Here is a 16134-nt window from a genome sequence, read left to right as displayed (position 1 = left end):
TTGCCAAACACGACGTCAAGATGGCGAAAGCATCGCGTCGCCGGGGCAGGCTCAGCCGCGCTTCCTACCCTTCGCCTTGGCGCGGTTGTGGTAGCTCGCATTGCCGAGACCGGTGCCGATGGTCAGCACGGCCCAGTTCCCGACATCCTGCATGGCCGGCATCTCGCTCAGGCCCTGGATCACGGCGTCGTTATGCATCACCACCTCGGTCTCGTGCTCGCCGATCTCCGGCACGAGATCGCGGATGCTCTCGACGAGATTGAAGCGGCTGCTCTCCCAGTTTCCGGGCAGGTTCTGCGCGCCGCGATCGATCGCGCCGTCCGGCTGGATCAGCCCGGGGCAGCCGACCCCGATGAAGGGCGCGACGCGCAGGCCTTCCTTCCCGGCGTTCTCGATCTGCTCGCGCAGCATCTTGCCCAGCCGCTTGATCGCCTCGTCGCGGCCAGGCTCCTCGTCGGCATGGCGCCAGAGCTCGGATTGCCAGACCCGCGCCCGGCTCAGGTCCGGCGCCTTCTTCTGTCTGAGCTCGACGATGCCGGCGCGGATGTTCGAGCCGCCGATATCGACCGCGACGAGGCTGTCATAGGCCTCGAAGATCCATTTCGGCGCCAGATGCGCGCTGCCCACCAGCCCGGCCTCGTCAGGATGGTGGCTGACCGGCACGAGGTCGATATCGCGCCCGTCGGTCCGCAGGATGATGGCAGCACGCGCGATCGCGAGCTCGCCGACCCGGCTCTCGCGGAAGCCGCCGCCGACGACGATGCGCTCGACCTCGGCCCAGCTCTTCAATCGCGCGAAACGCCGGATGACGAAGGCCAGCGACTGGGCGAAGCCCTCGATGGCGCTGAGCACCAGCGCAGCTTCCCGCGCATCGCCGTCTTGAAGCAGCGCGTCGAGCTCCTTCTTGCCGATCTCGGCGGTCTTGCCTTTGAGGGGATCGTCGCCATTGCGCTTGAGATGGCTGCGCAGCGCGTCGAGATGCTCGATGAAGGCGCTGCGGCTGGCCTTGTCGCCGACGAAGCCGTCGTCGTCGCGTACTTCGAGATTGTAGCTGGTGACCACGACCGAAGGCAGCTCGGCCGCGCCATGCGGCCCGGTCGCGGCCTTGGCCGTGCTGCGTGACGTCTCGGCTGTCGCCGTGGCCATGATCTTCCCCCCTCGCTCGCATATGGATCAGCGGAGGCAACCCGCCGGCCGCCGCCACGGTTCCCCGACGGGGCGTTGCGCCACATGCAGCCCGCCCGCGCGCCGCCGGCTCACCCCGGCGGTTGACCGCCGCCGCGAACGCCGCTCCAACAGGAGCGAAGCCGCCTCGATGCGGCCTTGGGGGACGAAGCGTGTCGGATCTGATCCTGCGGATGGTCGTCATCGGAGTGGGCGCGACCGCGCTCACCGATATCTGGGCTCAGTTCCTGCGCCTGTTCGGCCTCCCCAAGCCGAACTGGGCGATGCCCGGCCGCTGGTTCGCCCATCTGCTGCGCGGCCGCGTCTGGCACGACGACATCGTGAAGTCGGAGCCGGTCGCCGGCGAGCTCGCGATCGGCTGGATCTGCCACTATCTCGTCGGCATCGCCTTTGCCGGGATCGTGCTGGCGCTCGCCGGCACCGGCTGGGCCCGTAACCCGACCTTCCTGCCAGCCCTCGTCGTCGGCTGGGCGACGATCGGCTGTGGTTGGTTCCTCCTGCAGCCCGGCATGGGCATGGGCATCGCTGCCTCGAAGAAACCGAACGCCAACCAGATCCGGCTACTCAACTTTGTCAGCCACACGCTCTTCGCCATCGGCCTCTACGGGACGGCGCTGCTGACGCGGTAAATTTCGCTCGTCATGCCCGGGCTTGACCCGGGCATCTCAGGACGCGACGGCTCCAGCATCTCCTCCGGCTGGAGATTCTCGGGGCGAGCCCGAGAATGACGCCCCAAGAGTATCTAACCAAACTCGAAGGGGTCTCGATGGGCTTTGGAGGGCCGCCTGCGGCGTCGCGGCGCTTGCCGATACCAACGGTATCGGCTGCACCCCCCTCCTGGCGGAGCGGACGAATTGCCGGCGTCGAGACCCCTTCGGGTTTGGTTAGAGACTCTTAATCCAGGATGCGCGTCTCGTAGGCGTAAAGCTGCCGGAAGCCGAGGCTGCCATAGAGATTGATCGCGACGGCATTGCTCTGCTCGACCTGCAGATAGGCACTGTGGCAGCCCATCGTCGCGGCCCAGCCCATCAGCCCCTGCACGATCCTGCGGCCATAACCGTGGCCGCGATGCTCGGGATGGACGCAGATCATGCCGATCTCGGCCATGCCAAGCTCGGCGACGCTCATGCCGAAGGCCACCGCCTCGCCCTCGACCAGCCAGGTCGCGAAGGCAGCCGGCAACCTGACCTTCTCGATGATGGCGGCCAGATTGGCGACATGGGTCTTGTTGCCGCTCTGGAGCGCGGCGGCACCCGCCGTCCATTCCTGGCTCGGCCGCGCCTCGATCTGCAATTCCGCCTCTTCGGACGCCGCAAAGCCGGCAAGCGGCGCGATCTGGCCGAAGGACTTGTCCTTGACACGATAGCCGCGCTCCAGCACCGCGGCGCGCGTCGCCTCCGCCACCAGCGGCGTCAGGCGGATAGCCGGCACGAGCCCATCGGCGCGATAAAGTTCCTCGATCAGGTCGAGCATCGTGGCGTCGAGCTCCGCGCCATAGCTCAATGGCGTCGCCGAATTCGCCCGGCCCGAATAGCCATTGGCGAAGCGCAGCACCCAGTCGCCGACGATCAGCGTCGACAGCGCCGGCCAGGCATTGATGATGCGCCGCTCGCAGCCGAGCACGAATGCGCTGTTGTCCGTCTTCGTCAGCATCCTACCCCCCGGAAGGCTTGCGCGGTGTCGGCCGCCAGCCCGGCGGCGCCATCTCGAAGCCCTTGAATTCGAAACCGGGCGCCACCGTGCAGCCGACCAGCGTCCAGGCGCCGAGCGAGGTCGCGCTCTGCCACCAGCCGGCCGGCACCACGAATTGCGGCCTCTGGCCGGCGGCAAGCTCGGTGCCGAGATGATGGGCCGAGGCATCGTGGCCATTCGGCGAAACCGTGATCACCATCGGCGCCCCGGCATAATGGTGCCAGATCTCGGCCGCATCGACGCGATGCCATTCCGAGGTCTCGCCCGTATCGAGCAGATAGTAGATCGCGGTCGAGAAGCTCCTGCCCTCCGGCCCGGCTCCATCGCGAAACGTCTCGCGATAATGACCGCCCTCGGGATGAGGCTTGAGGTCGAGCAGGCGGATAACCTCCGCCGCCGTCAGCCCGTCCAACCGCATCGTCATGCTCAGAACCGGTTCTTGGCTTCGCGCAGGGCCGCGAAGACCTCGTCCGGCGTTGCGCCGACCAGTCCGACCGCCTTCGCCAGCGCCGGCTCGGCCGCCCTGAAGAACGGATTGGTCGCCTTTTCCTCGGCAACCGTGGTCAGCGCCCAGAAGCGGCCCTCGGCCTTGGCGCTCTCGGCATCAGTGAAGCGCGCCTTCAGCGCCTCGTTGGCGGAATCGACCGAGCGGGCGAAGCGGGCATTGGAGAGCGTGTAGTCATGGCCGCCGAGCAGGCGGACATCGCCCGGCAGCGCCATCAGGCGCGTCAGCGAGGTCCACATCCGGTCCATCTGGCCGGGCTGGACCCGCCCGCAGCCCATGACGAAGACGACATCGCCGACCAGCGCGAGCCTGGCGCTGCGCCCGACGAAGCTGAGGTGACCGTCGGAATGGCCCGGCGTATGCCAGATCTCGAAGCTCTCGCCGCCGAAGCTGACGGTATCGCCCTCGCCGAGAACCCGGTCGAGCGGCGCGCTTGTCCGCGCATCGGCCGGGCCGACGACGGAGGCGCCGGTCGCCCGCTTTACCTCGGCGACGCCCTGCGTGTGGTCGTGATGGGCATGGGTGATGAAGATGTCGCTGATCGTCCAGCCCTTGGCCTTGGCAGCGGCGAGCGTCTCGCCGGCGTCGGGCACGTCGATGGCTGCGCAGGCCCCGCTGGTGGGGTCGTGGAGCAGCGCGCCCGCATTGTCGTTGAGCGTACGGAAGACGTGAAGGTCGAGCGGCATGGCTTCCTCCGGCAGGATCGGCCCGCCGGAACGGCAGGCGGTCAGGTACCCTGCATGAGCCATGCCTGGCCGGCGATCAACCCAGTCCAGTCGCAAGGCAGCCCTTGCGTTCGGGCCTTGCGCGTTCCATCTCAGGCGCCATGCCTCTCGACGTCGTCGACCTGCGCGCCTTCTATGCGAGCCCGCTCGGACATGTCGCCCGGCGCTTCATCGGCCGGGCGATGCTGCGCTTCTGGCCGGATTGCGCACGTCAGCGCGTGCTCGGCCTCGGCTATTCGACGCCCTATCTCTCCGTGCTCGGCCTGCAGGCCGAGCGGACCATCGCCTTCATGCCGGCCGCGCAAGGCGTGGTGAACTGGCCCTCGCCGGGCCTCTCCGCCTCGGCGCTGGTCGAGCCGACGCTGCTGCCCTTGCCGACCGCCTCGATCGACCGGGTCGTGCTGGTCCATGCGCTGGAGGAGACGGAAAGCCCCGACGACCTGCTGGAAGAAGTCTCGCGCGTGCTCAACCCCGGCGGGCGGATGATCCTGGTTGCTCCCAACCGTCGCGGGCTCTGGGCCCGGATGGACGGCACGCCCTTCGGCCAGGGCCGCCCCTTCAGCCGCCGCCAGCTCTCCACCCTGATGCGCGGCGCCGAATTCTCACCCGAGCACTGGACCGAGGCGCTCTATGTCCCGCCGCTGCAAAGGCGGCTGCTGATGCGCTCGGCGCTGGCCTGGGAGCAGATCGGCGCAGGACTTTCCCTGCCCTTCGCGGGCGTTCATATCATCGACGCTACCAAGCAGTTCTACCGCCGCGCTCCGCTGCGCGCGACACGACGCAGCTTTGCGCTGAGACCCGTCCTGCTGCCGCAACCGGCCCCGACGCCGCGTGCGGCAAACCCGCCCGTGAAACCACGAACGGGTTGACAATTTCACCGGGGCGCGGCCAAGGTCCGCCGCTTTTCAAGCCCGGTTTCATGATAAACCGCCGCTCCGCCCGCTTTCGGCGCGGAACCTGAACTGGATCACGATGCGTAGCTATCTGGATTTCGAGAAACCGGTCGCCGAGCTGGAGGCGAAGGCGGACGAGCTGCGGGCCCTGGAGGCACGCGGCGACGGCATCTCCCTGTCCGAGGAGATCGGCAAGCTCGACGCCCGCGCCAGCCAGGCGCTGAAGGAGCTTTATGGTGCGCTGACGCCCTGGCAGAAGACGCTGGTGGCGCGCCATCCGCAGCGCCCGCATTTCAAGGATTACTGCGCCGGGCTGATCACGGAATTCACCCCGCTCGCCGGCGACCGCGCCTTCGGCGAGGACGAGGCCATCGTCGGCGGCTTCGGCCGCTTCCGGGGCGAGCCCGTCTGCATCATCGGCCAGGAGAAGGGCGACTCGACCGAGACCCGCATCCGGCACAATTTCGGCATGCCCAAGCCTGAGGGCTACCGCAAGGCCGTGCGCCTGACCGAGCTCGCCGACCGCTTCGGCCTGCCGGTGCTGAGTTTCGTCGACACCGCCGGTGCCTATCCCGGCATCGAGGCGGAGGAGCGCGGGCAGGCCGAGGCCATCGCCCGCTCGACCGAGGCCTGGCTCGGCCTGCGTACGCCGAGCGTGGCCCTCGTCATCGGCGAGGGCGGTTCCGGTGGCGCGATCGCGATCGCAGCCGCCAGCCGCGTGCTGATGATGGAGCATGCGATCTATTCGGTGATCTCTCCGGAAGGCGCGGCCTCGATCCTCTGGCGCGACACGGCGCGCGCGCAGGACGCCGCGACCGGCATGAAGATCACGGCGCAGGACCTCCTGAAATTCGGCATCATCGACCGGATCGTGCAGGAGCCGACCGGCGGCGCCCATCGCGACGACCAGACCGCGATCACGCGCGCCGGCGACGCCATTTCCGCCGCGCTCGCCGATCTGTCCGGCCTGAGCGCAGACGACATCGTCGCCAGGCGCGCCGACAAGTTCCTCGCGATCGGCCGCACCCTCTGAGCGATGCGGGAGTGGATATCTCGCACCCGCGAAGGCAAGGTTTCTTTACCTCGCGTTGACCATGTGGCCAGACTCGCGAAGCCTATGGTAAGGAACCCTCAAGCCTAACGCATCTAAAACGAGTCGACGGGCACAATTTGGCCGTCTTGCGAAGTCAAAGGTCGCGCCCCGGCCTGCCGTTCGATGGGATTGACGACGTGGCAATCAAGCAACTCGCGCTCGTGGCTTTTGTTGCATTGACCCTGGCTGCCTGCGAAGAGGACCGTTATCGCGGCTCCGCCCGGCACAACATCCCGATCCCGAACGCGACCTACGCGCTGATGTCCGAAAAGGGCATGAGCAAGGACCAGCCGATCCTGATCCGCTCCTACAAGAAGGAATCGGAGCTCGAGGTCTGGAAGCGCAAGGCCGACGGGCAATACGCGCTGCTGAAGACCTATCCGATGTGCCGCTGGTCCGGCCAGCTCGGCCCGAAGATCCGCGAGGGCGATCGCATGGCGCCGGAGGGCTTCTATGCCATCGCACCGCAGCAGATGAACCCGAACTCGTCCTATTACGTCTCGTTCAACATGGGCTATCCCAACGCCTATGACCGCTCCTATGGCCGCACCGGCGCGCATCTGATGGTGCACGGCGCCTGCTCCTCGGCCGGCTGCTATTCGATGACCGACGACCAGATCGGCGAGATCTACGCCCTGGTGCGCGAGGCCCAGAACGCCGGCCAGCGCGCCGTGCAGATGCAGGCCTATCCCTTCCGGATGACCGCGCAGAACCTGGCCAAGCACCGGCTCGACCCGAACATCGCCTTCTGGAAGAACCTCAAGGAAGGCTCGGATTATTTCGAGGTCACCAGGGACGAGCCGGCCGTGTCCGTCGCCGGCGGCCGCTATGTCTTCAATGGCGGCCAGGCTCCGGCCGCCGTCGCGGAAAAGCGCCGCGAGGACGAGGTCCAGGTCGCCGCGCTCGTCGCCAAGGGCACGCCCGCGATCAAGCTGATCTATGACGACGGCGACCAGCACGCGTCTTTCAAGCGTGCGCTCGCCTCCAGCGGCGCCGATGCCCTGAACCGCTCGGCTTCCTGGGCCTCCCGCGATGTCGGCATCAGCCGCCAGGATGCGCTCGCGCTTGGCCCGCGCGTCGTCGTGCTCGACAACGCGGGCAAGGCCAGGGCAACCGTGCGCGCCGCCTCCGCCGACAATGACGCCGTCCTGGCCGCCGTCGCCGCTGCGCCGGTCGAAGAACCGGTCAAGGTGGAAGCCAAGCCTGCCGTCGCACCTGCCGCCACGCAGCTCGCCAAGGTCGCTCCGGGCGATACCCGGCAGGCGCCGGTGCTCGCAAGCGCCTCCTCGACCCCGGTCGTCCCGGCCGCTCCGGCCGAGGACAAGCCGTTCCTGCAGCGCGCGCTCAGCTTCATGCCGGTCTTCGGCGGCAGTGCCGACCAGGGCGTGGCCACGGCTGCGGCGCCGGTCGTCTCGATCGTTCCGACTTCCCCGACGACCACGAACGCCCCGCTGCCCCCGCGCCGCGCCAGCGGTCTCAGGACATCGAGCTTGGATCGGTCGACGGCAGCCTATGCCAGCCAGCCGGCGCAGCGGTAAACGGGAAATCCGCCTCGATTTTCGTGACAAAATTGTCGCAGAACGCCGGATAATATCGGCTGCCTTTTTTGCAGGCGCGAAGACCCTCGTTTCGGGGGCCTTTGCTTTTTGGCTGTGCGCCTCCGCCCAAAAGCTCGCCTTGCCGGCAAAGCGGCCACGCCTGCTTGATGCGCTGCAGCGCGATCATTGCGCGGCGAGGGGTTCATACAGATGCCCGATCTCTTCCGTTCCTCGATTTTCGGCCTGGCCATGGCTGCCGGTATCGGCGGGGTCCAGGCCTCCGACCTGCCCGGCAAGAAGGGTGCGCCGCCGATTCCGGTCGTCCCGGCGATCACCTGGTTTGACATTGCCGTCAATGTGAAGGCCCAGACCGACTATAATTTCCGCGGCATCTCGCAAACCGACCGCAAGCCCGGCATCGGTGGCGGCGCCGAGCTGCAGATCTACAACAACCTGTTCTATATCGGCGTCTACGGCGCCAGCGTCGATCTCGCCACCCGTCCCGATGCGGAGATCGACTTCTATGCCGGCATCCGGCCGAAATTCGGCGATCTCGCCTTCGATCTCGGCGTGATGCAGTACTATTACCCCAGCGAAAAGCAATTCATCGACGCCGCCGGCGCGTTCTGGACGCCGAAGAATACGGATTATACCGAGGTCTACGGCAAGGTTTCCTATACCTTCGCGGAGAGCCTGACGCTCGGCGCCAACGTCTTCCACGCCTGGGACTGGCTCGGCACCGGCGCGAGCGGCACCTATGCCTCGGTGACCGCCAAGTACAACCTGCCATTTCTCGAAGGGCTCTCGGTCTCCGGCGAATTCGGCCATTACTGGCTCGGAACCACCAATCTCGCGATCTGGTCGACGGTGCCGCCGACGAACCTGCCGGATTACAATTACTGGAATGCCGGCGTTTCCTACACATGGAAGAACGTCACAGCGGATGTCCGCTATCACGACACCGACCTGTCGAAGACCGAATGCTTCGCGCTCACGGCCGATCCGCGCGGCATCACGACGGGCAGCGGCCGTTCGAAATGGTGCGGCGCGGCCGTCGTCGCAACACTCTCCTTCGACATCACCGCGAGCAGCGTCGGTATCTTCGCGCCGAAGTGAGGTCGAAACACATCTGCCAAAGCCTGCTGATCTTGCACCGAACCACCGCGTCATCCCGGACAAGCCGCGAAGCGGCGCCGATCCGGGATCCATCGTAGAGATCCGGAGCCCTCCGATGGATCCGAGGCAAGCCCGGGATGACGGCGTGGTTCCGAGAAGACCTGGCACCCGCCGAAGGAAAAGCCGCCCCGAGGCGGCCTTTCTGTTTCCAGCCAAGCACCCGTCCCTCAGGCGATCTCGGAGACCAGTTTCGCGATCAGGCTGTTGGAGAGGATGACCGGCAGGCCGGCGACCGCTGCCTCGCGGCGATGGCGCTCGACGAAGCCCATGCAGTCCATCAGCAGCACCTGCGCTCCGCGTCCGGCGAGATCGCGCGCGGACTCGGATACAGAGGCCCCGTCCCCACCATAGGGCGAGGCGGCGGCATAAAGCGGGGCGCGGCCGAGCGGGCCCCATTTCCCGGCCTCCGAAGCGATCTGCTCCGCCAGCGGCACGAGGATGCCGAGCTGGGCCCCCTGCACCAGCGCAGCCACTGTCGGTGGCAGGATGCGATCCGGCTCGACCAGTAGCGCCGTCTCTGTCCTTAGGCTCTCGAAATGCCCGGTGCAGAGCATCAGGATCGTCGAGCAACCTTCCGCCTCCAGCATCGCAAGCTTGGCTTGCGCTGCCGCCTCGGTGCGGGCGCGATCGATCACGACCGCGCTGCCGTCGAGCAGCTTCGTGATCAGCATGGGCTTGCCGGGCTCGGCCGCGAAACCGCGCTCGATCTCGGCCCGGCTCAGGCCATCCAGAACGCCGGCATGGCGACGCGGCAGGCGCGCGTCCAGCACGTCGTCGAGGATCGGCGTGATGTCGGCGCGCGGCGCCTGGCCGATGGTCAGGGTTCCCAGCTTGCCCATGGCGATATCCTTCCCCTCAAAGGAAAGGCCCCGGCGTGACCGTCGGAGCCTGCCTCGTTCAGCGCTTCCAGAAGTTCTTCGAGACGGAGTCGAAGAAGGAGAAGATCGCATCGCCCGCGATGACGCCGGCAGCGAAGACCTCCATGTCGCCCTCGCCGCTCGCGCCGCGCAGCTTCTCCCAGACGATCCGGCAGAGGATGCCGGCGAGCACCGCCCAGCCCGCCATCGGGAAGTTGATCAGGAGGCCGGTGGCGAAGAGGACGCCGATCTGCCGCTTCGGCCCGCCGATGAACTGCAGGATCGCGCCCGGGATCGCCCAGAGGAAGAGCTGCCAGGCCACGCCATCAGCCACGCCGGCCTTGATCGTCGCGGCATAGACCTTGTCGACCGGCGCCACGAGGTTCCGGTCGAAGAAGGACTGGTAGGAGACCAGCACGACCGCGCCCGCCACGACGAAGGCGAACATCGCGGCGAAGAGCTGCTGGCGGCGGCCCTCGCGCTCGAAGGCGGGGTCGGCGCCGTTGCCACGCAGCAGATAGCCGGCCTTGAGGTCATAGCCCATATCGGCGAAGGCCGGGCCGGTCGCGGCCGAGAAGCCGACGAGCAGCGCCAGCGCCGGCATCGGAAAGCCCAGGAGCATGCCGATGATCAGCGTGATCAGCGCCACCGCGAAGGCCGGGAACCAGCCGGAATGCATCGCGGCGAGGCCGACGATCAATTCATGCACGTAGGCCGCGAAGGCGGCGTAGAGCACGAACAGGATGAGCATGCCCACCGACATGTCGGTCATCAGCCCGCCGACCACGGCAAGGAAGACCGCGATGACGAGGTAGCCGACCGTGCCGAGCCCGAGCGCCCGCTTCACCTCGGCATCGGTCGTGCCGGACGCGGCCTCGGCCCGCTTCTGCGCCTCGCCGCGGCGGAAGAGCAGGATGCCGACCTGGAGGAGGGCGACGAGCCCGGCGCCGATCATGAAGCCATGCGGGATATAGGCCGCCATCAGGTCGCCCTTCGGGATGATCGTCTCGAAGAGCGGACCGCCGAAGAGCTGGCCGGAATAGCCGCGCAGCAGCAGGCCGATGCCGAACATGGCCAGCGCCCAGATATTGCCGATGAAGGCGACGCCGAAGGCGGACATCGGAATGCTCGAGACGGCGGTCGAGCCGGCGAAGCCGATCCAGGCCAGCGGGATCTTGATGAAGCCGGTCAGGATGGCGGTACCGAATCCGACGCCCATCAGAACCGCCTTGCGGCCGCCCTCGTCGCCGGCCTTGATCGCCTCGGCGGCGGCCACGCCGGGCGGCCAGGCGCCCGTCGCCGGGAAGACGCGGGAATCGAACATCCGGTAGAGCAGGTAGCCGTCGAGCAGCATCGCGAAGAAGGCGCCCGCCAGCATCGGCAGCACGAGGTCCGGCCGGCCGAGCAGCCACGGGATGCCGACCGGCAGGAGCAGGCTGTTCGCCGCGCCGAACGTGGCCGAGGAGATCGCGCTCTGGGCCAGGTTCTGCACATGGATCGAGCGGTAGCGCGCGAAGATCGCGAGCGGCACGCGCGCCAGCGCCATGGCGGCGAGCGCGCCGATCAGCGAGGTATTGGCGGTGATGCCGAGCGACACCAGAAGCTGCATCCCGATGATCGCGCCGAAGACGCAGAGCACGGCGATGAGCGCGAGCGTCGCCGGCTCGAACAGACTGGGGTGCTTCTGAGGCACCCCCTCGTTTGGATTGGTCATGCCTCAGTCCCCTCTATGGCCCTTGCCGGGCGTTTGCGTTGTGGCCCCTGCCGCTCAGGCAACCAGGATGCCGGCCTTGGCCTCGCCGACATCCTGCGTGGCATGCGCGCCCTGCACGCCGTAATCGCGCCTGGCGGCGTCCGGTGAGACCAGCCCGAGCGCGATGTCGCGCGCGATGGCATCCCGCGAGCGCTCGGAGGCCGGGCCGTAGCCGGCACCGCCCGCGAGCACGAGCTCGACGATCTCATGCGACTGCCGGACCTGGACGAGATCGCCGGTGCCGACATCCCTGAGGACATGGCCCTGCTCGTCGATGACCCGGCCGGACGCCCCGCCGCCGGCCTTGCCGCCGAACAGGCCGAGAATCGGGTTGTCGACCCCCTCCGGATAGAGCGAGACCAGCGTCGGCAACCCGTCATCCGAGAGCTTGCGCAGGCGCACGCGCTGGCCGAGGCCGCCGCGATGCTGGCCGGCGCCGCCCGAGTCCGTGAGATAGGCCTTCTCGACCACCAGCACCGGCACCCGCGATTCGAAGGTCTCGATCGAGGTGTTCGCGGCGGAAGTCGGGTAGAGCAGGCCCGACTTACCGTCGCCCTGGGCCGAGCCGCCCTGGCCGCCACCGCAGAAGAGCATGTCGGAATAGGTGTCGCCGGCGGCGTCGCGGCCATAGACGCTCGCCGCGACGGGAAGGCCGGTGAAGGCCTGGACCTGCTTCGGCGCCGCCTTGGACAAGGCGCGGAAGATGTTCGGCGCCAGATACCAGCCGGTGCGGGTCCGCAGGTTCACCGCCAGCGGCTTGTCGCAGTTCAGGATCGAGCCCTCTGGCGCATCGACCGAGAAGGCGCGGTAGCAGCCGGCATTGCCGCGCACGGACGGCGTCAGCATGCATTTCAGCGGATAGGTCGCATGCGCCATCGTGTAGTTGAGCGTGCAGTTCAGCCCGCCCTGCGGCAGTTGCGGCGGGGCGCCGGCGAAGTCGAGATGGATCGTGTCGTCCTTCACCGTCAGCGCCAGCGGATAGTGCATCGGCGTGCCCAGCGGGTTGTTCGAGACCGTGCCGTGATAGGTGCCGTCCGGAAGCGCGCGGATGGCCTCGCGCATCGCCTTCTCCGAGCGGCTCTGCACGACATGGGCGAGCGCCCGGAGGTCCTGCATGCCGTAATCTGTGAGGAAGGACTGCAGCCGCTCGGCGCCGATCGCATTGGCCGCGACGAAGGAGTGGAGGTCGCCGAGAACCTGCTCGGAATTGCGCACGTTCTCCCCGAGCAGGCGCACCAGCGTCTCGTTGATCCGGCCGGCCTCGTAGAGCTTCATCGGCGGGATCTGGAAGCCTTCCTCGTAGATCTCGCGAGCCCGGAGCGAATCCTTGGTGCCGCCGATATCCGAGACATGGCCGACCGTGCCCATCAGGCCGACGACACGCTCCCCGAGGAAGACCGGCGTGACCACCGCGATATCGAAGAGATGGCCGGCGCAGAGCCAGGGATCGTTGGTGATGAGCACATCGCCGGGCTTCAGCGTCTGCGCCGGATAGCGCTTCAGCAGCGCCTTGACCGCGCGCGGCAGCGTCAGGTTGAACACCGGCATGGCGCGGGGCGAATGCGCCAGCGTCTCGCCTTCCGGGTCGAGCAGTTCGCAGGCGAAATCCTGAGCCTCCGAGATCACCAGCGAGAATGCGGTGCGGCACACCGTCAGCCACATCTCCTCGACGACGTTGATCATCCGGCTCCACATGATCTCCAGCGAGATCGGATCGGCCTCGATCCGGCGCGCGGCCTCGGCCAGCGGCATGTCGGCGGTGATCGTCGTCTCGGCCGCGTTGGGCTGGGCGACATGAACGATGAGGTTCAGGACGTCGTCGATGCTGACGCTGTCGCCGGGCGGTACGATCGTGGTCGATTCGCGCTCCTCGATGATCGCCGGACCCTGGACGGTGTCGCCCGAGCGCAGCGCATAGCGGTCATAGACCGAGGCCTCGCTCCAGCCTCCTTCGAACCAGGCCTTGCGGGTGCCTTTGACCTTGTTCGTGGCGTCGCCGCCGCCGGCCGCGCCGGAAAGCGAGAGCGTCGGCACCGGGCCGGCGCAGCGGACGCGGAAGTTGATCGCCTCCAGCCTGGCACCCTCATAGACCGAGGTGTAGCGGGCGGAATAGGCCTTGCTGAACGCCGCGCGGATGGCCTCCAGGCTCGACGCATCGATCGTCCCGGCCGGAAGCGGCACGGAGATGTCGTGCATCTGGCCGACGAGGCGCATATCGGCCGTGCGCTCGACCGTGACGTCGCCGGGCTTCACGCCGGCCTCGGTCAGGTGCTTGCGGCCCTCGACCTCGAGATCGCGGAGCACGGCATTCACGGAAGCCGCGTCGAAGCCCTCGGAGAACTCGACCGGCAGCGAGCGCACCATGTCGAAGGAGAGCGGCGCCGCGAGGAAGCCGAGCGCGGAAGCCGCTCCGGAAGCCGGCGGGATGATGACCTGCCTGACGCCGAGCACGCGGGCGACGTCGACGGCATGGGCCGGGCCAGCCCCGCCGAAGCCGACCATCGCGTAGTGGCGGGGGTCCTTGCCCTTCTCGACGAGATGGACGCGGGCAGCCGCACCCATGCTCTCGACCACGACCTTGTGGATGCCCCAGGCGGCTTCCTCGATCGAGAGACCGAGCGGCGCGGCAACCGTCGAGACGGCCTTGCGCGCCGCCTCAAGGTCGAGCGCCATGCGTCCACCCAGGAAGAAGCCGGGATCGTAATAGCCGAGCACGAGATTGGCGTCGGTCACGGTCGGCTTGGTGCCGCCCATGCCGTAGCAGGCCGGGCCCGGGTCGGAGCCGGCCGAATGCGGACCGACCTTAAGCAGGCCGACCTCGTCGATCGCGGCGATCGAGCCGCCGCCGGCACCGATCTCGATCATGTCGATGACGGGCGCCTTGATCGGCAGGCCGGAGCCCTTGGCGAAGCGGTTGACGCGGCCGGCCTCCAGCATCGGCGCGATCTCGGCGCGGCCGTCCTCGATCATGCAGGCCTTGGCGGTGGTGCCGCCCATGTCGAAGGAGATCACGTCCTTATGGCCGGCGAGCTCGCCGAACAGGGCCGTGGCGAGGCCGCCGCCGGCCGGGCCGCTCTCGAGCAGGCGGATCGGGAAGGTGCGCGCCGTCTCGGGGGAGACGAGGCCGCCGGCCGAATGCATCAGCCGGAGCGCGCCGGTGAAGGCGCGCGCCGCCAGCTCGCGCTCCAGCCGGTGAAGGTAGCGGCGCATCAGTGGCTGGACATAAGCGTTCGCGGCGGTGGTGACGAAGCGCTGGTATTCCCAGATCTCGGCTACGACCTCGCTCGACAGCGAGACGGTCAAATCCGGGCAGGTCTCGCGGACGATCCTGCCGGTTTCCTGCTCATGCGCCGGGTTGCGGTAGCTGTTGAGGAAACAGACTGCGATCGCCTCGCAACCGGCGGCTTCCAGCTCGCGGGCGGCCTTGCGCACGGCTTCCGCATCGAGCGCGGTTACGACCTGGCCGTCGCGGTCGATACGCTCGGTCACTTCGAGGCGATGCTCGCGCGAGACCAGCGGATCGGGGAAGGTCAGGAACAGGTCGTAGATGTCGTAGCGCTGCTCCGTCCCCATTTCGAGGATGTCGCGGAAACCCCTGGTGGTGATCAGGCCGAGCTTGGAGCCCTTGCGCTCGATCACGGCATTGGTGACCAGCGTCGTGCCATGGACGATATCGCCGACATCGGCCAGCGTGATCCCGGCCATTTCGGTGAGTTCGCCGAGGCCGATCAGCGCCGCCTCGGAGGGGTCGTGCGGCGTGGTCAGGCGCTTGTGCAGCCGGACCGAACGCTCCTGCGAATCGTACAGGATGAAGTCTGTGAAGGTGCCGCCGATGTCGAAGCCGATACGCCAACGATTGCTCATGGAGCGGTCTCCGCGATTGAAAGGTTCAAGGGGCAGAAGCGGTTGTCATGGGTCAGGGCCGCGATCCCGGCGGCGCCCTCTCCCAGCGAACGGATGATGGCGATCCGCTCGGCCGGCTCGACCGTCGCAGCGGGAAAGGACAGGCAGAGCGCGACCTCGTCGCCGGTCGCGGGATCGCCGACGGCGACCGAGAGCGCGCGCACGCCGCGCACCGCCTCGTCGCGGGATTCGGCGAAGCCTTCCTCACGGATCTGCGCCAGGCGATCGAGCAGGTCGCTCAGGTCGCGCGGCGCGGTCTCGGAGGGCGGGGTGAAGCCGGCCGGATAGAGAGCGCTGACCTGATCGTCGGGCAGGCGGGCGAGCAGGGCCCGGCCGGTGCTGGAGGCGAAAGCCGGAATGCGATCACCGATCGAGGTGACGACCCTCAGCGCATGGCGACCGGGATGGGCGGTGACCGCGACGATATCCGTGCCGCGGCGGACGCTGACATAGCCGGTATGGCCGATCCGGTCCGAGATATCGCCGACCACGGCATCGGCGCGGTCGATCAGCGATGCCGCAAAGCGATAGAGATGGCCGACCTGGTTGAGCAGAAGCGAGGGCCGATAACGCTTGCTCTCGCCGACGGTCTCCAGCAGCCCCTCGTCGCGCATCGCCCTGAGCAGGCGCGAGGCATTGCTCTTCGGCATGCCCAGCAACGTGACCAGATCCGTCACCGTCACGTCGTGGCGCGTGCTGGAAAAACAGCGAAGCACATCCACGGCCGATGACAGGATGGACATCGCGGCTGATCCTTAGAGTTCCATTTTTTGGAACTTGAGTTGCAGTAAAAGGGAAAATACGCGAGTTAACA

13 protein-coding genes are annotated in these 16134 nt (G+C 67.7%); 5 read left to right on the top strand and 8 right to left on the bottom strand.

Features of this window, described 5'->3' with window-relative positions:
• Positions 1-51 precede the first annotated feature (51 nt).
• The gene (locus tag OCUBac02_RS02420) at positions 52-1146 is read right to left on the bottom strand and encodes an ROK family protein (protein WP_173043317.1); all 1095 of its coding nucleotides are present in this window, start codon (positions 1144-1146) and stop codon (positions 52-54) included.
• Positions 1147-1358: 212 nt separating this feature from the next.
• Between OCUBac02_RS02420 and OCUBac02_RS02415 the strand changes: the two genes are divergently transcribed.
• Positions 1359-1814 (top strand): DUF2938 domain-containing protein, encoded by a 456-nt coding sequence (locus OCUBac02_RS02415; protein WP_465247773.1) that lies wholly within the window; start codon positions 1359-1361, stop codon positions 1812-1814.
• A 265-nt stretch (positions 1815-2079) separates the two neighbouring features.
• Here the strand turns inward: OCUBac02_RS02415 and OCUBac02_RS02410 are convergent, their stop codons facing one another.
• The 3 genes from OCUBac02_RS02410 to gloB are packed head-to-tail and all read right to left on the bottom strand — an operon-like array spanning position 2080 to position 4131.
• Positions 2080-2838: a GNAT family N-acetyltransferase gene (locus tag OCUBac02_RS02410; protein WP_173043315.1), complete on the bottom strand. Its 759-nt coding sequence runs from the start codon at positions 2836-2838 to the stop codon at positions 2080-2082.
• 1 nt (position 2839) lies between these two features.
• Complete coding sequence (locus OCUBac02_RS02405) at positions 2840-3295, bottom strand: cupin domain-containing protein (protein ID WP_465247772.1); 456 nt, start codon at positions 3293-3295, stop codon at positions 2840-2842.
• A gap of 8 nt (positions 3296-3303) precedes the next feature.
• The gene (gene gloB / locus OCUBac02_RS02400; RefSeq protein WP_244639070.1) at positions 3304-4131 is read right to left on the bottom strand and encodes a hydroxyacylglutathione hydrolase; all 828 of its coding nucleotides are present in this window, start codon (positions 4129-4131) and stop codon (positions 3304-3306) included.
• A gap of 77 nt (positions 4132-4208) precedes the next feature.
• Here gloB and OCUBac02_RS02395 point away from each other — a divergent pair, with 77 nt between their 5' ends.
• From OCUBac02_RS02395 to OCUBac02_RS02380, 4 genes are all read left to right on the top strand, one after another.
• A complete protein-coding gene (locus tag OCUBac02_RS02395) occupies positions 4209-4976 on the top strand; it encodes a class I SAM-dependent methyltransferase (protein WP_173043313.1) in 768 nt (255 codons plus the stop codon).
• Between the two features lie 103 nt (positions 4977-5079).
• Positions 5080-6033: an acetyl-CoA carboxylase carboxyltransferase subunit alpha gene (locus OCUBac02_RS02390; RefSeq protein WP_173043312.1), complete on the top strand. Its 954-nt coding sequence runs from the start codon at positions 5080-5082 to the stop codon at positions 6031-6033.
• A 197-nt stretch (positions 6034-6230) separates the two neighbouring features.
• Positions 6231-7631 carry a L,D-transpeptidase family protein gene (locus OCUBac02_RS02385; protein WP_173043311.1) on the top strand — a complete coding sequence of 467 codons (1401 nt, stop codon included), beginning with the start codon at positions 6231-6233 and terminating at the stop codon, positions 7629-7631.
• A 210-nt stretch (positions 7632-7841) separates the two neighbouring features.
• Positions 7842-8747: a TorF family putative porin gene (locus OCUBac02_RS02380; RefSeq protein WP_047581443.1), complete on the top strand. Its 906-nt coding sequence runs from the start codon at positions 7842-7844 to the stop codon at positions 8745-8747.
• A gap of 227 nt (positions 8748-8974) precedes the next feature.
• Here OCUBac02_RS02380 and OCUBac02_RS02375 read toward each other — a convergent pair whose 3' ends face one another.
• The 4 genes from OCUBac02_RS02375 to OCUBac02_RS02360 are packed head-to-tail and all read right to left on the bottom strand — an operon-like array spanning position 8975 to position 16063.
• Positions 8975-9646, bottom strand: a complete 672-nt coding sequence (locus tag OCUBac02_RS02375) for an AroM family protein (RefSeq protein WP_173043310.1) — start codon at positions 9644-9646, stop codon at positions 8975-8977.
• Between the two features lie 58 nt (positions 9647-9704).
• Positions 9705-11378: an OPT/YSL family transporter gene (locus OCUBac02_RS02370; RefSeq protein WP_047581434.1), complete on the bottom strand. Its 1674-nt coding sequence runs from the start codon at positions 11376-11378 to the stop codon at positions 9705-9707.
• A 54-nt stretch (positions 11379-11432) separates the two neighbouring features.
• The gene (locus tag OCUBac02_RS02365; RefSeq protein ID WP_173043309.1) at positions 11433-15281 is read right to left on the bottom strand and encodes a hydantoinase B/oxoprolinase family protein; all 3849 of its coding nucleotides are present in this window, start codon (positions 15279-15281) and stop codon (positions 11433-11435) included.
• Positions 15278-16063 carry an IclR family transcriptional regulator gene (locus OCUBac02_RS02360; RefSeq protein ID WP_173043308.1) on the bottom strand — a complete coding sequence of 262 codons (786 nt, stop codon included), beginning with the start codon at positions 16061-16063 and terminating at the stop codon, positions 15278-15280. The genes OCUBac02_RS02365 and OCUBac02_RS02360 overlap by 4 nt, the downstream gene beginning before the upstream one ends.
• Positions 16064-16134: the final 71 nt, after the last annotated feature.

This window comes from Bosea sp. ANAM02 (assembly GCF_011764485.1).
GTDB lineage: Bacteria > Pseudomonadota > Alphaproteobacteria > Rhizobiales > Beijerinckiaceae > Allobosea.
This window is presented reverse-complemented; position numbering and strand designations above follow the sequence as displayed.

Bases quoted from the DNA above. Each gene is read 5' to 3' on its own strand.
- OCUBac02_RS02370 (WP_047581434.1), bottom strand. From the start codon at position 11,378: ATGACCAATCCAAACGAGGGGGTGCCTCAGAAGCACCCCAGTCTGTTC.
- gloB (WP_244639070.1), bottom strand. From the start codon at position 4,131: ATGGCTCATGCAGGGTACCTGACCGCCTGCCGTTCCGGCGGGCCGATC.
- OCUBac02_RS02395 (WP_173043313.1), top strand. From the start codon at position 4,209: ATGCCTCTCGACGTCGTCGACCTGCGCGCCTTCTATGCGAGCCCGCTC.
- OCUBac02_RS02420 (WP_173043317.1), bottom strand. From the start codon at position 1,146: ATGGCCACGGCGACAGCCGAGACGTCACGCAGCACGGCCAAGGCCGCG.
- OCUBac02_RS02375 (WP_173043310.1), bottom strand. From the start codon at position 9,646: ATGGGCAAGCTGGGAACCCTGACCATCGGCCAGGCGCCGCGCGCCGAC.
- OCUBac02_RS02415 (WP_465247773.1), top strand. From the start codon at position 1,359: ATGGTCGTCATCGGAGTGGGCGCGACCGCGCTCACCGATATCTGGGCT.
- OCUBac02_RS02410 (WP_173043315.1), bottom strand. From the start codon at position 2,838: ATGCTGACGAAGACGGACAACAGCGCATTCGTGCTCGGCTGCGAGCGG.
- OCUBac02_RS02380 (WP_047581443.1), top strand. From the start codon at position 7,842: ATGCCCGATCTCTTCCGTTCCTCGATTTTCGGCCTGGCCATGGCTGCC.
- OCUBac02_RS02365 (WP_173043309.1), bottom strand. From the start codon at position 15,281: ATGAGCAATCGTTGGCGTATCGGCTTCGACATCGGCGGCACCTTCACA.
- OCUBac02_RS02405 (WP_465247772.1), bottom strand. From the start codon at position 3,295: ATGCGGTTGGACGGGCTGACGGCGGCGGAGGTTATCCGCCTGCTCGAC.
- OCUBac02_RS02360 (WP_173043308.1), bottom strand. From the start codon at position 16,063: ATGTCCATCCTGTCATCGGCCGTGGATGTGCTTCGCTGTTTTTCCAGC.
- OCUBac02_RS02390 (WP_173043312.1), top strand. From the start codon at position 5,080: ATGCGTAGCTATCTGGATTTCGAGAAACCGGTCGCCGAGCTGGAGGCG.